This window comes from Wolbachia endosymbiont (group B) of Longitarsus flavicornis, from assembly GCF_964028135.1.
Taxonomy (GTDB): domain Bacteria; phylum Pseudomonadota; class Alphaproteobacteria; order Rickettsiales; family Anaplasmataceae; genus Wolbachia.
This window is the reverse complement of the sequence record NZ_OZ034758.1, coordinates 859,177-878,227: the sequence shown is the minus strand read 5'-3', so window position 1 is coordinate 878,227 and position 19,051 is coordinate 859,177. Positions and strand designations below refer to the sequence as shown.

The 19,051-nt window shown below is 33.3% G+C and carries 17 protein-coding genes and 1 pseudogene; 11 read left to right on the top strand and 7 right to left on the bottom strand.

The window, feature by feature from the left end:
- Positions 1-39 precede the first annotated feature (39 nt).
- Together ABWU45_RS04045 and ABWU45_RS04040 are read left to right on the top strand one after the other, a co-directional pair.
- Positions 40-411: a glutaredoxin gene (locus ABWU45_RS04045; protein WP_006015443.1), complete on the top strand. Its 372-nt coding sequence runs from the start codon at positions 40-42 to the stop codon at positions 409-411.
- A 95-nt stretch (positions 412-506) separates the two neighbouring features.
- Positions 507-1,379, top strand: coding sequence for a hypothetical protein (locus ABWU45_RS04040; RefSeq protein ID WP_007301937.1), 873 nt, complete (start codon positions 507-509; stop codon positions 1,377-1,379).
- A gap of 239 nt (positions 1,380-1,618) precedes the next feature.
- On the opposite strand, the gene lepA is transcribed toward ABWU45_RS04040, so the two are convergent.
- From lepA to ABWU45_RS04010, 6 genes and pseudogenes are all read right to left on the bottom strand, one after another.
- Positions 1,619-3,415 carry a translation elongation factor 4 gene (lepA, locus tag ABWU45_RS04035; protein WP_353279057.1) on the bottom strand — a complete coding sequence of 599 codons (1,797 nt, stop codon included), beginning with the start codon at positions 3,413-3,415 and terminating at the stop codon, positions 1,619-1,621.
- 81 nt (positions 3,416-3,496) lie between these two features.
- The gene (locus ABWU45_RS04030) at positions 3,497-3,964 is read right to left on the bottom strand and encodes a hypothetical protein (protein ID WP_353279056.1); all 468 of its coding nucleotides are present in this window, start codon (positions 3,962-3,964) and stop codon (positions 3,497-3,499) included.
- Between the two features lie 48 nt (positions 3,965-4,012).
- Positions 4,013-4,471, bottom strand: coding sequence for a hypothetical protein (locus tag ABWU45_RS04025; protein WP_353279055.1), 459 nt, complete (start codon positions 4,469-4,471; stop codon positions 4,013-4,015).
- Between the two features lie 91 nt (positions 4,472-4,562).
- Positions 4,563-5,141, bottom strand: a pseudogene (locus ABWU45_RS04020) (malonyl-CoA decarboxylase domain-containing protein); the annotation flags it as partial.
- A gap of 1 nt (position 5,142) precedes the next feature.
- The gene (locus ABWU45_RS04015) at positions 5,143-6,468 is read right to left on the bottom strand and encodes an IS4 family transposase (protein ID WP_353279054.1); all 1,326 of its coding nucleotides are present in this window, start codon (positions 6,466-6,468) and stop codon (positions 5,143-5,145) included.
- A gap of 65 nt (positions 6,469-6,533) precedes the next feature.
- A complete protein-coding gene (locus ABWU45_RS04010) occupies positions 6,534-7,160 on the bottom strand; it encodes a hypothetical protein (RefSeq protein WP_353279053.1) in 627 nt (208 codons plus the stop codon).
- Between the two features lie 195 nt (positions 7,161-7,355).
- Here ABWU45_RS04010 and gpmI point away from each other — a divergent pair, with 195 nt between their 5' ends.
- Entirely contained in the window at positions 7,356-8,852 is a 1,497-nt protein-coding gene (gpmI, locus tag ABWU45_RS04005) for a 2,3-bisphosphoglycerate-independent phosphoglycerate mutase (protein ID WP_353279052.1), read from the top strand.
- 321 nt (positions 8,853-9,173) lie between these two features.
- Here gpmI and fabD read toward each other — a convergent pair whose 3' ends face one another.
- The gene (fabD, locus tag ABWU45_RS04000; protein WP_353279077.1) at positions 9,174-10,151 is read right to left on the bottom strand and encodes an ACP S-malonyltransferase; all 978 of its coding nucleotides are present in this window, start codon (positions 10,149-10,151) and stop codon (positions 9,174-9,176) included.
- 125 nt (positions 10,152-10,276) lie between these two features.
- On the opposite strand from fabD, the gene rpmE reads away from it, so the two are divergent.
- The 8 genes from rpmE to gmk all read left to right on the top strand — a co-directional run bounded on the left by rpmE (position 10,277) and on the right by gmk (position 19,044).
- Entirely contained in the window at positions 10,277-10,489 is a 213-nt protein-coding gene (gene rpmE / locus ABWU45_RS03995; RefSeq protein WP_006013575.1) for a 50S ribosomal protein L31, read from the top strand.
- A gap of 21 nt (positions 10,490-10,510) precedes the next feature.
- The gene (locus ABWU45_RS03990) at positions 10,511-11,296 is read left to right on the top strand and encodes an NAD kinase (RefSeq protein WP_010402806.1); all 786 of its coding nucleotides are present in this window, start codon (positions 10,511-10,513) and stop codon (positions 11,294-11,296) included.
- An 83-nt stretch (positions 11,297-11,379) separates the two neighbouring features.
- A complete protein-coding gene (locus tag ABWU45_RS03985) occupies positions 11,380-12,891 on the top strand; it encodes a hypothetical protein (RefSeq protein WP_353279051.1) in 1,512 nt (503 codons plus the stop codon).
- 98 nt (positions 12,892-12,989) lie between these two features.
- Positions 12,990-14,006: an extracellular solute-binding protein gene (locus ABWU45_RS03980; RefSeq protein ID WP_353279050.1), complete on the top strand. Its 1,017-nt coding sequence runs from the start codon at positions 12,990-12,992 to the stop codon at positions 14,004-14,006.
- A gap of 80 nt (positions 14,007-14,086) precedes the next feature.
- Positions 14,087-14,974 (top strand): aspartate carbamoyltransferase catalytic subunit, encoded by an 888-nt coding sequence (locus ABWU45_RS03975; protein WP_353279049.1) that lies wholly within the window; start codon positions 14,087-14,089, stop codon positions 14,972-14,974.
- Positions 14,975-15,627: 653 nt separating this feature from the next.
- A complete protein-coding gene (locus ABWU45_RS03970; protein ID WP_353279048.1) occupies positions 15,628-16,650 on the top strand; it encodes an ankyrin repeat domain-containing protein in 1,023 nt (340 codons plus the stop codon).
- Positions 16,634-18,400 carry a pentapeptide repeat-containing protein gene (locus ABWU45_RS03965; RefSeq protein ID WP_353279075.1) on the top strand — a complete coding sequence of 589 codons (1,767 nt, stop codon included), beginning with the start codon at positions 16,634-16,636 and terminating at the stop codon, positions 18,398-18,400. The genes ABWU45_RS03970 and ABWU45_RS03965 overlap by 17 nt, the downstream gene beginning before the upstream one ends.
- Positions 18,401-18,435: 35 nt before the next feature.
- Positions 18,436-19,044 (top strand): guanylate kinase, encoded by a 609-nt coding sequence (gmk, locus tag ABWU45_RS03960; protein ID WP_010406904.1) that lies wholly within the window; start codon positions 18,436-18,438, stop codon positions 19,042-19,044.
- Positions 19,045-19,051: the final 7 nt, after the last annotated feature.

The following is a 19,051-nucleotide window of genomic DNA, read 5'->3' as shown; positions in this document are numbered from 1 at the left end:
TATATAATAGTTGTATTTTATAAACTATGGAGATAAATCATGAAAAACACTAAAGGAAAAGTTGTAATATATGTGAAGAAGTACTGCCCATTCTGCAAGAAAGCAAAAGAGTTATTGGATGAAAAAGGTGTGAAATACGAAGAAATTGATGTACTTAGAAACTCGGATTTGTTTGACGGTATAAAATCAAAATATAACGTCAGGACAGTTCCACAAATTTTTATTACTGATGAAAATGGTGATTATGTACATCATATTGCTGGATGTGACAAATTGATGGATCTTGAAAAAGAAGGAAAGTTGGATAATATGTTAAATAACAATGAAGATAGCATTAATGCAACAGCTTACACAAGCGGCAGTGATGAACACGAGGGATGTAATATAATACATAATGAAGATTTTATGTGATTTTTTTGTCTTACTGTTGCTGGCATACCCACTTTAAACAATTTTTAATGAATTAAAAATACAATTCATCTAGTGAGTTTTTTTAGTGGGAAAAAATGATAAAAAATATTATAATTGTTAGCAAAAACTTAATTAGTATTGAATTAATTAACAAACAAGATTTAGAGAGTTTCATCAAGATTTTCACAGTGCTTGATAAGCATATAGCAGCTAAAACTCTTTTTACAGAAGAAGTGACAATAGAGTATAAACAACACAATTGCATAGAAGTTGTTGAATTGATAAAAGATACAGGTTTTACATATCATGATGTTGAGAATGTGTTAAATCACCTAAGTAATCATGGAATGAAAGTACCAAGTAGCGTTATAGCAAGCACCCTTTCTTCTTCATACAATCACGCACTTGAATCTAAGGATGTAGCATTTGCCTGTTCTAAAGGGTTGCCACAATTTTACATCAGGGTAAATAAGAATACCTTTATAATGACTCCTATAAGTGAAGAGAATCTGGAATTGAATTCGCAAAATAGCAAAATGCTTATAGAGTCATTAAAGAGCGAAAAAAGCACTTATGATTGCATAGTGGAAGAAAATATCATCAAAGTTATAGTGCATTCTGAAATACATCAGGCTATAAACTCGATTATAAAATCACTGATAAAGTCTTGCCTTTTAGCAAGAGATGAAGAAGAAAAATTCAAAGAGAAATTGAGACAACTTGCTTTTAAAGATCAAGCTTTCGTTGAGTATTCTAGCATCAAAACCATTCATAGATATCCGAATAACCATCCTCTGAGAAAGCATGAAAGTGTTATTAAAGATATAGAAAATATTTTATGTGATTTCATAATAAATGAGAACAGCGGGTTTGCTATAGAGCGGTTAAATAGACTGGGCTCAGAAGTCTCTCCAAATACTCCAAGAATCATCACTAAAACTATAGATAAGCTTGTTAAGTTTCACTAAAATGTTGTTGGAATGGTTTTAGCCAATGTCTACATATATCTGATTTTTACTGATTGAGTGGAGCAATTGAGCTGCTCTCTGTCATCCCAGCGTTTAACACTGGGATGATTTCGTTGTATGGTATCTTATATAGTGTTTTACAAATTCACATAGCTATTTCAAATTTACCCATATCAATGTCAGTAAATTTATTGAGAAAATATCACTTAGTTCTTTAAATTTATGTTTTTGGATATATATTAATCATTTATTTTCAAAGCCTCAATAAAAGCATTTTGTGGGATGTTTATGTTTCCTACAGAATGCAATCTTTTCTTACCTTTCCTCTGCTTTTCAAGCAGCTTCATCCTTCGTGTGACGTCTCCACCATAGAGCTTGGCTGTTACATCTTTTCTATACGGGTTAATCGTTTCTCTAGCAATAATTTTTCCGCCTACTGCCGCTTGAATCGCGATTTTATATTGCTGGCGTGGTATCAAGTCTTTCAAACGTGCACATATTTCACGGCCTCTTTTTTCTGCCCTGCTTTTATGAACAATGCAGGCTAACGCATCCACAGGTTCTCCATTAACTAAAAAACTTAATTTATCTATCTGACTTTCCTGATAATCGGATATTTCCCAATCTAAACTTGCATATCCCTTGGAAATTGATTTTAGTCTATCGTAAAAATCAAAAACAACCTCAGACAGCGGTAATTTATACTTCAGTAGTGCTGTTGTCGTATTACCAACATAAGATAAATCCTGCTGTTCTCCTCTCCTCTCTTCACACAGAGATAGAATCTCTCCTAAATATTGATCAGGTACCATTATAGTTGCAGTGATCCACGGTTCTTCCACTATTTCAATTTTTGTAGGGTCTGGCATATCGCTTGGGTTATGGATATTTAAAACTTTACCATTTTGTGTTGCAACTTTATATATAACACTCGGTGCAGTTGCTGTTAGATCTAAATCAAATTCTCTTTCGAGTCTTTCTTGAATGACTTCAAGATGTAGCATTCCTAAGAAACCGCAACGAAATCCATAACCTAGGGCATTTGACGTTTCAGCATCAAATGTAAAACTAGCATCATTTAAATGTAATTTTTCTAGTGCTTCCCTTAAATATTTAAAATCATCTGTGTTATTGGGAAAAATACTGCAAAATACTACAGGATGTACTTCTTTAAAGCCAGGTAATGCCTTGCTGCACGGCCTTTTCTCTTCAGTAATAGTGTCTCCTACTTTGCAGTCTGCTACTTCTTTCATTGAAGCAGTTATAAAACCAACTTCACCTGCTGAAAGTTCACCAGTCATAACTTTTTTAGGAGTGAAAATACCGATATTATCGACCTGATATGTAGCATTATTAGACATCATAACGATTCTCATGCCTTTTTTTAGTACTCCATTTTTAACTCGCACTAAAATTACTACTCCTAGGTAAGGATCATACCAACTATCAACTAAAATTGCTTGCAGTGGAGCATTTGTATCACCTTGAGGAGCGGGAAGTTTTGTCACTATAGCTTCAAGTACATCCTTTATCCCAAGACCAGTTTTTGCCGATATCAAAATTGACTCACTTGCATCAATACCAATTACTTCTTCAATCTGAAGCTTTATCCTTTCTGGATCTGCAGCAGGAAGATCGACTTTATTAAGCACAACTATTATCTCATGATTATTGTCAATTGCCTTGTACACATTTGCCAGAGTCTGAGCTTCAACTCCTTGGCTGCTGTCCACCACTAAAAGTGAGCCTTCACATGCAGCTAAGCTTCGGCTGACTTCATATGAAAAGTCAACATGACCTGGTGTGTCCATGAGGTTGAGGCAATATTTATTACCATTATTTGCAGTGTAATTGAGTCTTACCGTTTGTGCTTTGATTGTGATTCCGCGTTCACGCTCTATATCCATTGAGTCAAGTACCTGATTGGTCATTTCCCTTGTCTCAAGACCGTTACATTCTTCTATCAAACGATCAGCAAGAGTTGACTTCCCATGATCTATATGTGCTATTATTGCAAAATTTCTTATATTGTTCATAGATCTACTTATTTAAGTAGATCTATTTTACATTTTAAGTATTACAAGAGCAATTACTTATCTTCCTTTTTGCTGAAAACATTAAGCTGGCGTCTGTACTGGTCGGAAGTATTCAGTAGTTGATGGTTGACTCAGTTTGCTACTTTCCTCATTCTTTTCCTGCTTGCATGTTTTTACTGCATCAGCAAGGCTTAGGTAATCATTACCAACTTTAATTCTTACATCTTTATTTTCTTCTAAATCTTTATCATCTGGCTTATCACTTGCTATTTTAATAGTGCCATCGCTATTAGCACTTAATATAATGATAAATTCCCTTTCATCTATATACCAATTAAACTTTATTCCATATTGAGCTGCAGTACCTAAATTATAACACCTCACTCCATTTTTATCTACAAAGCCACAGACAACTTCTTCTTGATCGCCATTTAAAATACGAATTTCATGAATATTGTTTTTTTTACGAAAATCATTATTTAAAAACTCGCTTATCTCAATATTTATGCTTTTACTGTTGTCTTTTAGATTGATTACTGCATCACACAAACTACAATTATCATATTTTTCAATTGATACTGCATCAATAGTGCCGTTTTATATATACTTTCTAAACTTTTCTTCAATTTTCTTTTCTAATTCTTTTTGCCTTTCTGCACTTTGTTGTTGCATTTTTTCTAACTCTTCTTTCATTTTTTTCTGAAGTGATGTAATTTGATTAAGTTCTTCTTCACTCCGGTTAACACTATTAAGCAACTTTAAAGCTTCTACTATTATACTTAAATTTTCATAAGCTACTACAACATCATACTTGTCACTTAAAGGCTCATTATTAGCTAAAGAGTGTTTAAAGCTATCCCAACACTCGTGTTGAACAATAAAACCTGCTCCTATAAGCTTTTCTTTTATGTTTTTCTCTTGATCAGGATGTTTTTTAATTAGCTCCAGGCTTTCTTTAATATCATTAACTAAATTATCAGATACAGGCGACTTTACTATCGACTTGCTCTGTATTGACTCATCTAGTTCTTTTATGATATCTTGAAGCTTTTCCAAAACCATACATTTTACCTCATAAAACTATTCAATATTATATACATAAACATTAGGGAATGTTAGCACTTTCTATATGCTTGCGCACTTCCTATTATTCCTTTAACATAGCTGACACTTTTTTTGAATGAGAAATCACTTTATTAATCATATAATTCTCATGATTGTTATCTATTTTAGGCAGCTCATACAGATAATTCACCATTATTCCGGCTGACTGACTAATGCCTTTTTCAGAAGTATCAGCCATCCAGTTGATTTGTTTGATTGATGCACCATTGCTTAAATGAAAGTGTGCTACTGGATCATAAGCACCTCCACCACTGCTTTTAACCTTTAGCAAATAGTGTGCACAAAGTTTCAGTAGGGACTGTTTTTCGCATTCAATGTTAGTTTTTATGCTTTCTAAAATTTCTGTACCTGATTGTTTTATATTAAGCTTACCTAATAAAGCTACGTCTTGATTTTTTAGCCATTTTGTAAATCCAGGAACTGGAGAAAGAGTTGCATACACTTTTACGCTTTTAAATTCTTGCGATAGTTTTTCTACGACTCTCTTTATTAAAAAGTTACCGAGGCTAATTCCAGATAAACCAGTTTGAGTGTTTGATATTGAATAGAATATAGCAGTACTTGCACTGCTTGGGTCACTTGAAGGAACCATACGCGTCAAGTTAAGAGATTGTGAGCAAATTTAGAGAGGTTAAAGTGGATACTCTAGCCCTTCTACGTTTGTCTTTTAATGAAAATCGCGACCAAGTTATAGTGAGTTTTTTAAGAAATGCTTTTAAACTATTAATTTTGGTTAATACTAAAAATAACTCTCTAACCCGCCTTTTTAGCTCAATAAATGCCTTTGTTAAGCTAAGTTCTGTATTCTTTTTCACTTCTGTGCAACCAACCATGCCGTGAAATATAAGAATTGCGCACAATTTAGCATATAGTTCACATAATACTCTGCATGGCTTTCCTTTTAGCTTATCAAGCCTGATATGGCTTTTATACAATTTAAATAATAACTCAATTTGCCACCTTACTCTGTAAATCGTTAATACTTGCTCAGCACTAATTTTATTTTCTGGAACATTAGTTATAAATATTGACCAGTTCAACAATTTTTGATTTCTTTTAGAGGATGTATATCCCTGCGATCTTGCTAATCTATTAGCTTTCCTTCTTCTGGCCATAGACTGTTCTTCAGTTAGTTTCTGACATATAATTCTTACTCTAATTTTTGCTTCTTTTCCTAACAATACCTCGTTTTCTAAAAATAACTTATCCTCTAAACATTCTAATAACTCCATTTTTTGATTTGTTTCTACATCATATATGTTGGTATCGGATTTATAACGACTTATGAAATAAGCTCCTATTTCATTGATTTGTTTAAAAGAACTTGGCACAAAATAACCGAGATCAGATATTAGCAAATCATTGCTTAATATATTACTTAAATGTTTCCTATATCCCTGGTCTGATCTTACCCCCTCCGTTAAATTAAGTTGGTCTATTATCTGATTCATGTAGTCGAAAACTAATTGTAACTTTATTCCATACTTAGTATTGCTTTCATAGCCACTGTAGCTAGTACCATAACCTTTATACATCTCTTCCATACTGTTAGGTAGAGTAATATAGCTACTGTCCAATAATTTAACACTATTAAATTGCTGTAAGATTTTGCAATCAACTTGCAAGATATTTTTAAAGAGAATCACAGATTCATTATACATCCTTTTCATAAATTCCACTGCTTCTTCAGTAAATCTAAAATCCAAACCTTGTTTTGTTATATCTATCGAGTCCTCGTTTAGTAATTGACACATTGTTTCTACGCTACAATTATCAACTCCTATATTACCCAAGACCATGGCTTTTACGAATGATGAACCTTTTAGCTTTCTCTTTCTTTTTATAAACCTTGTTGTAATTGAGATTTTCTCTGCTTTTTCATTAAAAAATTCTTTGAGCTTTTTTGATAAGCTAGTTATTTTATTCATTGGTTCTCTCACTAAAAGTATATCTGGGAGAACTTATACCTTATTATTCTATCTCTTTCATACCTTTATTTCCTTAACTTGACGCGTATGGTTTCATCAATACTGCAATAATTGTAAATGAGCGAAGTAAGACGCACCAAATTTCCACTCGCCAAAGTCTGTACATCTCTGTAATTAATGCTGTTATCATATACTTTAAGTGTAATAAGATTTTTAAGATTTCCACTTGCTAAAGCCTCTGCACCTTCATTACTGATTTCATTCCATCCTAAACTCAGTAAAGTAAGCTTTTTAAGGTTTCCACTTGCTAAAGCTTTTGCCCCCCTATCGCCAATTTTATTATCATATAATTTAAGCTCAGTAAGACTTGTAAGATTTCCACTGGCTAAAGCCTCTACACCTTCATCACCAATTTCGTTTCCTCCTAAATCAAGCGAAGTAAGATTTATAAGATTCCCGCTTGCTAAAATCTTTGCACCTTCTGTACCAACATAACTGCAACTTAGATCAAGTGAAGTAAGATGAGAAAGCTGAGCTAATTCTTTTATAACCTCATAATTAATTTTTGAACATCGTAAAATAAGTCTTGTAATGTTTGTATTGCTTTTTAAAAAGTTTACTAATCTATCAACATTAATTATAGCACCTGATGTTGCTAAAGTATTATCCTTTACATATTGACTATAACTCATTTGACCTCACTATTAAAGCTATGCAAGTGTTTTAGTAAACACTTCAGCAACTGTCAATCACTTTAATAAAATATTTTATGAAAAACTTCATATACCATTGCCTCCAAGCAGCTTTTTCTATCTCTTATTTTAACACAAAAGTTGTGAGAAGAGTTTGTTTTTGGTACCATTGAGGGTTTCGATGTTAACTTTTATATGAACTTTAAATCAGTCGTTTTATGTATACTAGATGGCTGGGGTAATGGAATAGAAAATAGTAAATACAATGCTATTAGCAATTCAAATCCACCTTGTTGGCAACATATTAGCTCTAATTATCCAAAGTGCAGTTTATCTGCCTGTGGAACTGATGTTGGATTACCAGAAGGCCAAATAGGCAATTCAGAAGTTGGTCACATGAATATTGGTAGCGGTAGAGTGGTAATGCAAAGCCTTCAGCGTATTAATCAAGCAATCGAAACGATAGAAAATAATGCAAATCTACAGAATTTTATTAATGATCTAAAAAGTAAGAATGGCATATGCCATATAATGGGATTGATATCAGATGGCGGTGTTCATTCGCATCAAAAGCACATTTCAGCTTTAGCAAACAAGATATCACAGCGCGGAATTAAAGTTGTAATACACGCATTTTTAGATGGCAGAGACACACTGCTAAATTCAGGGAAAAGATGCATTCAAGAATTTACAGAAAGCATAAAGGAAAATGATATAAGAATCGCCACTGTCTCTGGGCGTTATTATGCTATGGACCGTGATAATAGGTGGGAAAGAACAATTGAAGCTTATGAAGCCATCGCATTTGCAAAGGCGCCTCGTTATGATGATGCAGTATCGCTTATTGATGAAAATTATCAAAATAATATAACCGATGAATTTATCAGGCCCGCAATAATAGGAGATTATCAAGGTATAAAACCAGAAGATGGATTGCTATTGGCTAACTTTCGTGCTGATCGAATGATACAATTGGCAAGTATTTGTCTTGGTAAAGAAGGCTATACTGAAGTGGCAAAATTCTCTTCAATTTTAAGTATGATGCAATATAAAGCGAATTTAAAAATCCCTTATCTCTTTCCTCCTGAATCTTTTGCCAACACTTTGGGACAGATAATAGAAGACAATAAATTACGGCAACTGCGCATTGCAGAAACTGAGAAATATGCGCATGTGACTTTCTTTTTTAATTGTGGAAGAGAAGAACCTTTTTCTGGTGAAGAAAGAATACTCATTCCTTCACCAAAAGTTAAAACTTATGACCTGCAGCCTGAAATGTCAGCCTTTGAGCTCACAGAAGAGCTTGTAAAAAAAATTCATTCTCAAGAATTTGCGCTGATAGTTGTAAACTATGCTAATCCTGATATGGTAGGACACACAGGTGATATAAAAGCAGCTGAGAAAGCAGTACTTGCTGTAGACGATTGCCTTGCAAAAGTTCTGAGTGCTGCTGAAGAAGTTGGTAACACCGCACTCATTATTACAGCAGACCATGGTAATGTGGAATGTATGTTCGATGAAGAAAATAATACACCTCACACAGCTCACACTTTAAATAAAGTGCCATTTATTATATCTTGTGACAATTTAAAACTAAGAGATGGAAAATTATCTGATATTGCTCCTACTATTTTACAGCTACTTGGACTCAAAAAGCCAAATGAAATGACAGGTAGTTCGTTGATTGTATAATTTTTCGCATTACTCTCTATTCACAACTGTTGTAGTTTGAAACATCGTAAGGGTGTCACTCAAAGTAGTCCCGGTGTTATTTCAGTAGCCCCTTCAGTGTCATCCCAGTGCTGGGATCCCATTCTTCTTGACTCCTGGATTCCAGCGTCACGAGAAAGTAGCAGATTTATGACGGCAGTGCCCAGAGGTGTCATTCAGTAGCACCTTGTCGTTCCAGTAGCTCTTTCGGTATTATTCAAGTAGCCTATTCGGTGTCATCCCAGTGCCAAGCACTGGGATGACACCATCATAAAGGAACTAGTGTTAGCTACTTGAATGATATTACATAGATATGCTTCTTAACCCAACTTTTAAATTTTTCGCTGTTAGTACTAATGATTCATCAAAGAAGCTATTAATATCACCAATACTATCTATATTTTTCACACTGATAGATTGGTCAATTCTTTTAACTAGATTAGATAAAACTTTGTTAGGGCCAACTTCAACAAACTTATTAGTGCCATGGCTTGTCATATATAAAACCATCTCTCTCCATCTTACTCTACTTACAACTTGCTTAGCGAGCAAAGCTCTTATGATCTCTGGATCACTTTCTTCCTTAGCTGTAACGTTTGATACAAAAGGAATCGAAGGGCGAGTTATGTTGATGCTTTTTAAAAATTCCAGAAGTTTTTCATCAGCAGGTTTCATAAAAGATGAATGAAAAGGCCCACTAACTTGTAATTTTATCATTTTCTTGACACTTGAGTTTTTGAATAAATCAGGTAAGACCTCAAGAGCCTCTGCAGTACCACTCACCACTACCTGCCCACCACCATTATCGTTTGCAATTTCACAATCAATTTGAGCTGATTTTAATATACCTTCTACTTCACTTATTTCTGCTCCAAGTAGAGCAAACATTCCACCTTTGCATTTTAGTGAAGCTTCATGCATTGCTTCGCTACGAACTTTTAGCAATTTGACTGCAGACTCAAGCGTCAATGCCCCTGCAGCACACAGCGCTGTATACTCGCCAACTGAATGCCCACAAACATACTGAACGCTGTAAAGAGATTCACCAAATACGTGCTTCATAACACGTAGCGTTGCAATTGACACCGCCATTATAGCTGGCTGAGCGTTTTCCGTGATGGTTAATTTCTCAATAGGGCCATTGAAAATCAAATGAGACAGCTTTCTACCCAATATGTCATCTACTTCATCAAATACGTTCCTTGCAACTGAAAATTCATCATATAAGCTCTTTCCCATTCCTACAAATTGGGAGCCCTGACCAGGAAAAGCAAAAATCATAAAAAATTTTTCATTCTTCATTGAGAATACTACTTTATTTATTTTTTGTCAATATTTCACAATAATGATTGACCAAATGAACCAGATTCACTAAAATCTTAGCTGGTAAGAAATTTGTAAGAACAATGGCAGAAATCGATTATCACAAAGTTACTATAGTTATGACAGATGGTCAAGAGTTTGAAACTTATTCCACTTATGGAAAAGAAGGTCAAAGAATAAAGCTTGATAGAGATCCTCTTACTCATCCTGCATGGACTGGAAGTTTGACAAGCGGTTCAGGGGAGAAGGATAGTAAAATAGCTAAGTTTAATGATAAATACGGGAGTCTTTTTTAGTTCCTCCCCTCTTTATTTAACATGTATAAATATAAAAATGTAGGCTATATTGCTTCTTCGCTACCCAAGTCTCAGGAAGTATCTAAACTACTACAGAAACTCAATTTTATCAATATAGCAGAAGCAGGTAAGCATGAAGTTGATCTGCTGATAGTTGTTGGTGGCGATGGTTTTATGCTACGCACCCTACACAACTACGTCATAGGAAATAAAGATATACATGTGTATGGAATAAATACCGGTAACGTCGGATTTTTGATGAATAAATGCTTTGAAGATCTAATTGATCATATAGAACATGCAGTTCCTACTCAGCTAACTTTACTAAAAATGGAAGCCACAGACATAAGTGGCAAAAAACACCATTACATCGCAGTAAATGAAGTGTATGTCTTTAGAAATGCAAATCAAATAGTGGAGATGAATATTACCATTAATGATAAGCTAAAAGTAGAAAAATTCAGAGGAGATGGAATTATATTGTCTACCCCAACAGGTAGCACTGCATATAACTTCTCTGCCGGTGGGCCAATCTTACCACTTAATTCAAATTTACTTGCACTGACTTCCATTAATAGCTACTACCCAAGGCGTTGGAATGGAGCGCTAATCTCAAATGATACAATAGTGCAAATTGATATCAATGATGTGAAAAATCGTCCAGCACTTGTAGTATCAGATTACAAGGAATTTCACGACATATCGCAGGTAAAAATACAGAAAGATCACGAAAATACAGTCACTCTACTTTTTGACAAAGATTGCCCTTTGAATGAAAGGATCTTTGATCAGCAGTTCTTATACTAATATTTATTCTTAAATTAGTATTCACTATATCTTAATAACTATAGCGTAATCAACATAACATTGTAATTAATTTTGGAGCGAATATGCCTGGATCAGGAAATAAAGATAACGTCACACTGGTTTCTCATACAACGGTGAGTGAAAATAGTGCAGCAACTTCACCAACACCAACTCCCAGAACAAGTGCTCCAAAACAAGATGGCAAAAACACAAATCCATTTGAAGAAGCAGGAGAAGCTACCTCGAATAAGCCATCACCTATTCTACCAACTAATCAAGCTTCACAACTTGATGAAACACCACCTACTGTTCCGCCAAAACATCGAGCTTTACGAGATGGAAATTCATTTGATCTTGATACTCAAATACCACTACCCTCTTCTTCTCAAGGAAAAGATGAGCCAACTCATTATACTGAATTGGATTTACCTACTTCAAGTGAGTCAGTTCGAGGTAAATCAGAAAAACCTGCTTATGCAGTTATAGATAAAAGTAAAAAAACTCCCAAAAAGAGTCCTGATAATCAAACAGATAGTCAACATCCAACTCTAAGCAGATCACCTTCTCAAGAAACAGTATTTGACGAACCTTGGGATAGGGATGAAAGTGAGAAAAATCTTCTTGAAGAGCTCAGTCAGCATAGCGATACACCCCCAAGTCTTCCGCCATCATATAAGACAGACGGCTCTGAAAATTCTTTGTCTACAAATAGTAAACTTAAACCGCAAAAAAACAGATTCTGGCCCAAAGCGCAGTATGCCATGCAGCAGAAAGGCGTTGTAATTTTTGGTGCGGCCGCTATCGTGCTTGGCACATCTACAGCTTTAGTATATTTACAAGATAAAGCAAAATTTATTGCGTTTTTTGCAAATAGCCCACTCTATACTATTATACCAGTTATTGCAGTTGCTTCATTGCTCACAATTAGTCCAATATTTCTTGGAATAAAACAGTTTGTAAATACCAAAGAATATAAAACTCAAGTAAAAAATGCAGATAAAGTTTTAGATAATGTTTTGATGGACCAGCCAGAAGGTAAAGTTATAAAGTCTGTAAGACTGAAATATAGCAATGGCACTCATTCAAATTTTGTATTTAATGCTTGGGAATCTAAAAAAGGCTTCGTCAATATTGATGAAAAAGTAATCAGTAAAACTAATAAAATAGAGTCCGTAATTAATAATAGGCCACTATTTACTGCATTATTAACTGGTGTAGTTGCTGCAAATATAGCGCTCCCTTTATTGCTTTATGCAGAAGGTGGTGTTAATAATATACAAAAATTTTACCAAAACCCTTTGACCAATAATATAAGATTATTACCACTTACAGGCTTAGGTATATTTGTATTACTAGCTGTATATCTTGGCGTGCATTACTATAGAAAAACAAATTGCACTAATCTTGTATATTCTGAAGAAAAGATTGATCCTAAAAATGTTAATCGGAAATTCATTGAGGAAATAAAGCGAGAAAGAACAAATGTTCTTGGAGAAAATCATAACAAAGACGCTAAATGCATCAGTTTAACGCTTGAGCAGGTTATAGTTAAAACTCACAATGATAAGGATGCTATCTATAGTATAGGTGAATGAAATAAATCTCCTACAATGTCCATTGATTGGAATTTTTACACTTGCTAAAACCTTGCTATTTTGATAGCTTGAGATGATGACAAGGAAGGGGTTTGTTTATGAAAAAAGGTTTAATATTTATATCTTTAGTAGCGGCTTTATTGATAGTCGTTAATTTTTTATATAAAAATAGCGGAATTGATGATTCACAAGTAGTAAACGTTTATTCATCTCGTAAAGAAGAATTAGTACATAGTTTGTTTGATGATTTTACAAAAACCACTGGCATCAAGGTACGTTATATCATTGACGATTATTCCCAATTGCTTTCACGTATGGAAAATGGCGGTGAAGCTGATTTGTTTTTAACTGCAGATGCAGTGAATTTGATTTTAGCCAAAAAAAGAGGGCTCTTATCTCAAGTGGATTCAGAGACTCTAAAAAATGCCATACCTGCAAAATTTAGAGATAATGAAGATTATTGGTTTGGTCTCACAAAAAGAGCTAGAATATTGGTTTACAATAAAGAATCAGTAGATCCTAAGGAATTAAGTACCTATGAAGATTTAGCGAATGAAAAATGGAAAGGGAAAATATTAGTACGCTCTTCCACAAGTCCATATAACCGATCATTGATCGCTTTTATGATTGCAAAAAATGGTTTTGAAAAAACAAAAGAATGGGTGAGTGGAATTGTAAGCAACATGGCAAGAAAACCAAGCGGTGGTGACACAGATCAAATTTATGCTGTAGCCGCTGGTGAAGGAGATATTGCAATAGTAAATAGCTACTACTTTGCAAGAATCCTTTCATCAGAAAATAAAAAGAATATCACAGAAAAGTTAGGAGCTTTCTTTCCGAGTGATGGTGTAATGGTGAATATTAGTGGCGCAGCAGTAACAAAAAACGCAAAACACAGAGAAAATGCCATAGCTTTATTGGAGTTTTTTGTAAGCAAACAGGCTCAAGAGCTATATGCTAAAAAAAATCAAGAATATCCTATTGTTGAAGGTATTGAAACTTCTGATGTGTTAAAATCTTGGGGAAATTACCTACAAAGTACTCTGCCTATAAGTGAGCTTGAGAAGCATCTCTTTGAGGCTGTTATGATAGCAGATGAATGTAAGTGGAAATAAAATTTTATAGCTTCCTTCTACTTTACTTTACAGTTGTGTAATTGAAATTAAGAAAGTAGAATAAGCTCAAAAAAGGAGCTATGGACAAGAGAAGGAATTTATTAAATATCTCAGACCTCACAATCGGTGATGTAGAAAATATAACTAAATTAGCCAACCAATACCTTGAAGAAAAAGTTGAAAATAGTCATGTTCTGAAAAATAAAATAGTCATAAACCTATTCTTTGAAGATTCAACACGTACGCTCGCATCTTTTGAAATAGCAGCAAAAAGCCTTGGAGCAAATGTTGTAACTTTGCCAATAAAATCTTCTTCTATTAATAAGGGAGAAGATCTAAAAGATATGATAAAAACATTAAATGCAATGAATCCTGACTATATGATAATCAGGCATAAAAGTAGTGGTATTATTAATACATTGGCAAAGCATGTCAACTGCTCGCTAATCAACGCAGGCGATGGAAGCAGTGAACACCCAACTCAAGCTCTTGCAGATTATCTCGTAATTATCAGTCATAAAAAGCAAATAAAAAACCTCAAAATTGTGATATGTGGAGATATTTTGCACAGTAGAGTTGCAAGATCAAATATAAGATTGCTAAAAATGTTTGGAGCAAAAATAAGCTTAGTTGCACCACCAGCTTTGATTTGTAAGCATTTTCCTGAAGTAGATTCAATTCATTATTCATTAATCGAAGGTATAAAGGATGCTGACGTAATTATGCTTTTAAGATTGCAAAAAGAGCGCATGAATAATAATTATTCAGAAAAAGAATATTTTCACTTGTATGGACTTGATGCACAAAAACTATCGCACGCAAAACCAGATGCAATTGTTATGCACCCAGGACCAATAAATAGAGGTATCGAAACTAGCAATGATATAGCAGATTGTATTATTTTACAGCAAGTAAAGTTTGGATTAGCAACGCGTAAGGCAGTACTGCACTATTTAATAAATGTTTAAGTTAAAAATTAATGTTTAAGGAATTTTAGACATAATGACCCTCCTATAAAGAAAAGATTTAGAAAAATATAACACACCTTATGACAGAAATTAAGCGTACGTGTACGCACTGAAGTAGACTGTGCTATATTTTTTATTGAGAAATTAATTGAAAAGTCTACAGACTTGAATAAGGTGGATTTCGAGCTCTAAAATACCCTCATTTTTACTGATAATAATCAACTTACCAAATGTGTCAAGTATTTTTTTGCATTTAATTTACAACTACGAACGTTTATTTGCAAAAAATACTATAAACATAAAATGATAGATGTCATAAAAGTAGCCAGCACTGGCATCCAGTTAAATTTGTGAGTTAAAAGTTATGCTAAAATATAACGTTTCTAATGATGATGGAAACCAGTGTCAGCTACTTAGATGACACCGTTTAGTACGCAAATTACCACAATGTTCATACAGCTGTATACTGATTTCTTTAATGTCCGTACAGTTGTATGTCAGCTACTCGAATGGCAATTTCAGATAAAACCTAGATAAAAGAGAAAAATAAATTTTTACATAATCATACTTGTACAATAACTAAAGCACTTTTTACTGTAGATTAATCATTTGATTATAGTATCATTTTAATTAAGCCTATATTTGCAATGTTTATGAAATATAAAGCATTCTTCATACTATTAATTGTTATATCTAACCTGCTTGCTGCAGAACAGCCTGAAGAAAATAAAAATGAAAGCAGTATAAATCAAGAAGACGTATCGAAAAGCAACACTGATGCTGAAAAAACTTCTCCGCTTCTGAGCGAACTCAAAGAAAGCACAGACTCAACAAATGTAGTCGAAGTACCTTCCAGCGAGCCAAAAGAAAGCACAACCCAAAATGTAATCAATGAAGAAGTACCTTCAAGTAATCAAACAAACCTACAGTCTGAAGAGGAGACTAATATAAAAGATACCAAAGCTCTAACAAGTCCTTTATCAGAAGAAAAAAAAGAAGAACCTGAAGAGAAGAAAATCAGTCACAATAATCAAACAAACCTACAGCCTGAAGAGGAGATTAGCAAAAAAGACACCGAACTTTCAACAAGCCAATTAACAGAGAAAAAGAAAGAAGAACAGCCTGACAATATAACACCTGTGAAAAAAGAAAATGAAGAAAGCGAAAAATGGACAAAGCTAAACAAAGAAATAAAAAAACATAAAAGCAAGTCTATATATAAAAGACAATATGATAGCCTAAATGAGCACCTTCCTAAAACTATATTTACTGATGATTACAGTAAGCAATTTTTTTACTGCATCAAGAAGGGCAACTTAATTTGTCTAAGAGGAGTAATAAATAAGCTAGAAAAAATTGGATTAACAATTCAAGAAATACTAAGATTTAGAAATAAATTGGGTGATACTCCTCTAATTTATGCAGTGAAACAAGGTGAAATAGACACAGTTCGCTTTCTCTTATTACAAGGTGCTGATCCTAGAGTAGTTGATAATAATTTTAAGTCCCCTATTGAAATAGCAATCGAAAGGAATCAGATCAACATAATAAACGCAATTGCCGAAATGATTCCATACCTTTTAGAGGATAAAGAAATAAACAATCAAGAAAACTCAGAGATGTATAACTTTGCTATAAAAACAAAAGAAAACACGTGTGATGCAAAAGATAATTAGACTTTTGATATTAATTTTAGTTGGTCATTTATGCTATGGAGATGATGCAATCAATGATTTTTTAAGCGCTCTGCATGATGTAAAATACGTATCTTACAATACAAAAGATTTTGCTAAATTTTTAGTACAGTGTAATAAAGCCAGCATACCACAAGATTTTAAGAAAGGTTTTGGTCCTAATTTAAATGGTGCTAATTTTAGTCAATTGTATTTAAGCAAATCTATTTTTGATGGAGTAAGTTTAATTGGTGCCGATTTTTCTAACACCGATTTATCAGATGTGTCTTTTATCGATGTTGATTTACGTGGTGCCAATTTTTCCAATGCTAATTTACATGGCGTTAAAATAAAAGGCACAAATTTAAGTTTTTCAAAATTTGCTTCTACAAATTTAACAGATATCATATTTGATCAGTCTAATATCAGTTATGCTGATTTTATCAATTCTAATCTCAACAAAGTAAGTATGCGTAATATAATTGGTTTGCATACCAAGTTTTTGAATGTAAAAATGAATTTCTCCAATTTATCAAACTCAAGTGCCAGCTACATCAATTTTAGTGATAGTGAAATAAACGACACTGTTATGCAGAAAAATAATTTCGACAACGCAAGTTTCTTTGGAGTGGATGCACATAAGCTCAAGGTACAATTTTCTTCATTAAAAAATGCTAACATATATGGTGCAGAAATAAAAAAATCGGATTTTACAGGTAGCAATCTTTCAAACGCCTATTTTAATTCTTCCATTATAGTCAACAGTAATTTCGAAAAAGCCAATTTAAGCAATTCACAAATTTCCTATGTGAAAGGGGATAATTCAAACTTCATTAAATCTATACTAAATGGTTCCAAGATAAAACATGCATATGTTTTCGAAGCAGACCTTCAGGATGCTGACTTATCTAATATTGATTTTAGTTTTAGTGAATTGTATAAAGTTAACGCCTATGATGCTAACATTTGTCACGGAAAGTTTCATAATACTAAAGTTGTGAATTCTGACATGAATGGTTCGTTCTTTGACCATTCATTGTTTACCTCTGCAAAAATAGAAGATTCAGATCTTTCCACAACTTCAATGTATAAGACAAAAATTAAAGACTCTCAAATTTATAATAGTACTCTTTCCCACCATAATATGGATTCGAGTGAGATAGAAAATTCAATATTCTTCAAATTATTAGCTGATAATTCGAGCTGGTCTAAGTCAAAAGTCACTAATTCAAACTTTATTGAAAGTGATTTCAAATCCTCCGTGTTTTATGATAATACCTTTAGAAAGACTAGTTTTTTTCTTAGCAATTTGAGTGATTCGACAATAAGTGATATGTCTTTCCTCTCTTCAAGCATATATAAAAGTTCAATTGCTGATATTCATTTAACAGATTGCAAATTTGATAATTCAATTTTGATTGACAATCAAGGACAGACAAAAATTACAAATCTAGAGAATGCCATAACTTCAATTAAAGATCTGCAAGAGAAAATATCGCAGGGCAAAAAATTTGATGTAAATTATTCTTACTTTGAGTTTAAGGATATGAATTTAGAAAATGCTAATTTTTCTAATTCAATATTAAGTAGAGCAAAGTTTGTAAACGTTAATTTGAATAAGGCAAATCTTGAAAAAGCCGATTTACGTTATACTGTCTTTGATAATTCCTCTCTTATTGATGCCAATTTATCAAATTCTAATTTAGAGGGCTCTAGTCTTTTAAACTTTGATTCAAAAAATACAAAGTCTTAAAAAAGCTCTATAATGTACTTGTTAAATAAAGAAAAATGACCGTAAAAAATGAGGGCATACTACTGATTCTATCCTCTCCTTCTGGAGCTGGAAAAACTACTATATCAGAAAAATTACTTGAGCAATCAACTGATTTAGTTATGTCTGTTTCTATGACTACACGCAAACCTCGTCCCGGTGAAGTAAACGGAAAAGACTATTTTTTCGTTACTGAAGAAAAGTTTCACGAACTATGTAAGGCTGGTCAAATGCTTGAATATGCCAAAGTTTTTGAGAATTTTTACGGTATACCAAAAGATTTTATAGAACAAAACCTGAGCAGTGGAATAAGTGTTTTACTGAATATAGATTGGCAAGGAGCATTTCATTTGTTTGAAATCTTAAGAGAAAAAGTTGTAAGTGTTTTTATACTACCTCCCTCAATGGAAGAGCTTAGACTGCGTCTACAAAGGCGTAATAGTGATGATGAAATTGAAATAGAGCGTAGATTAGCCGAAGCGCAAAAAGAGATAAGTAAAAGTAATAAATATGATTACGTAATAATTAATGATGATCTTGATAAAAGCGTAGAAGAGATAAAATCAATACTAAGTAAAGGAATGCTTAAAAAATTAGAAGAAAAATCAAGTTTGAAAGATCTATAAAAACATT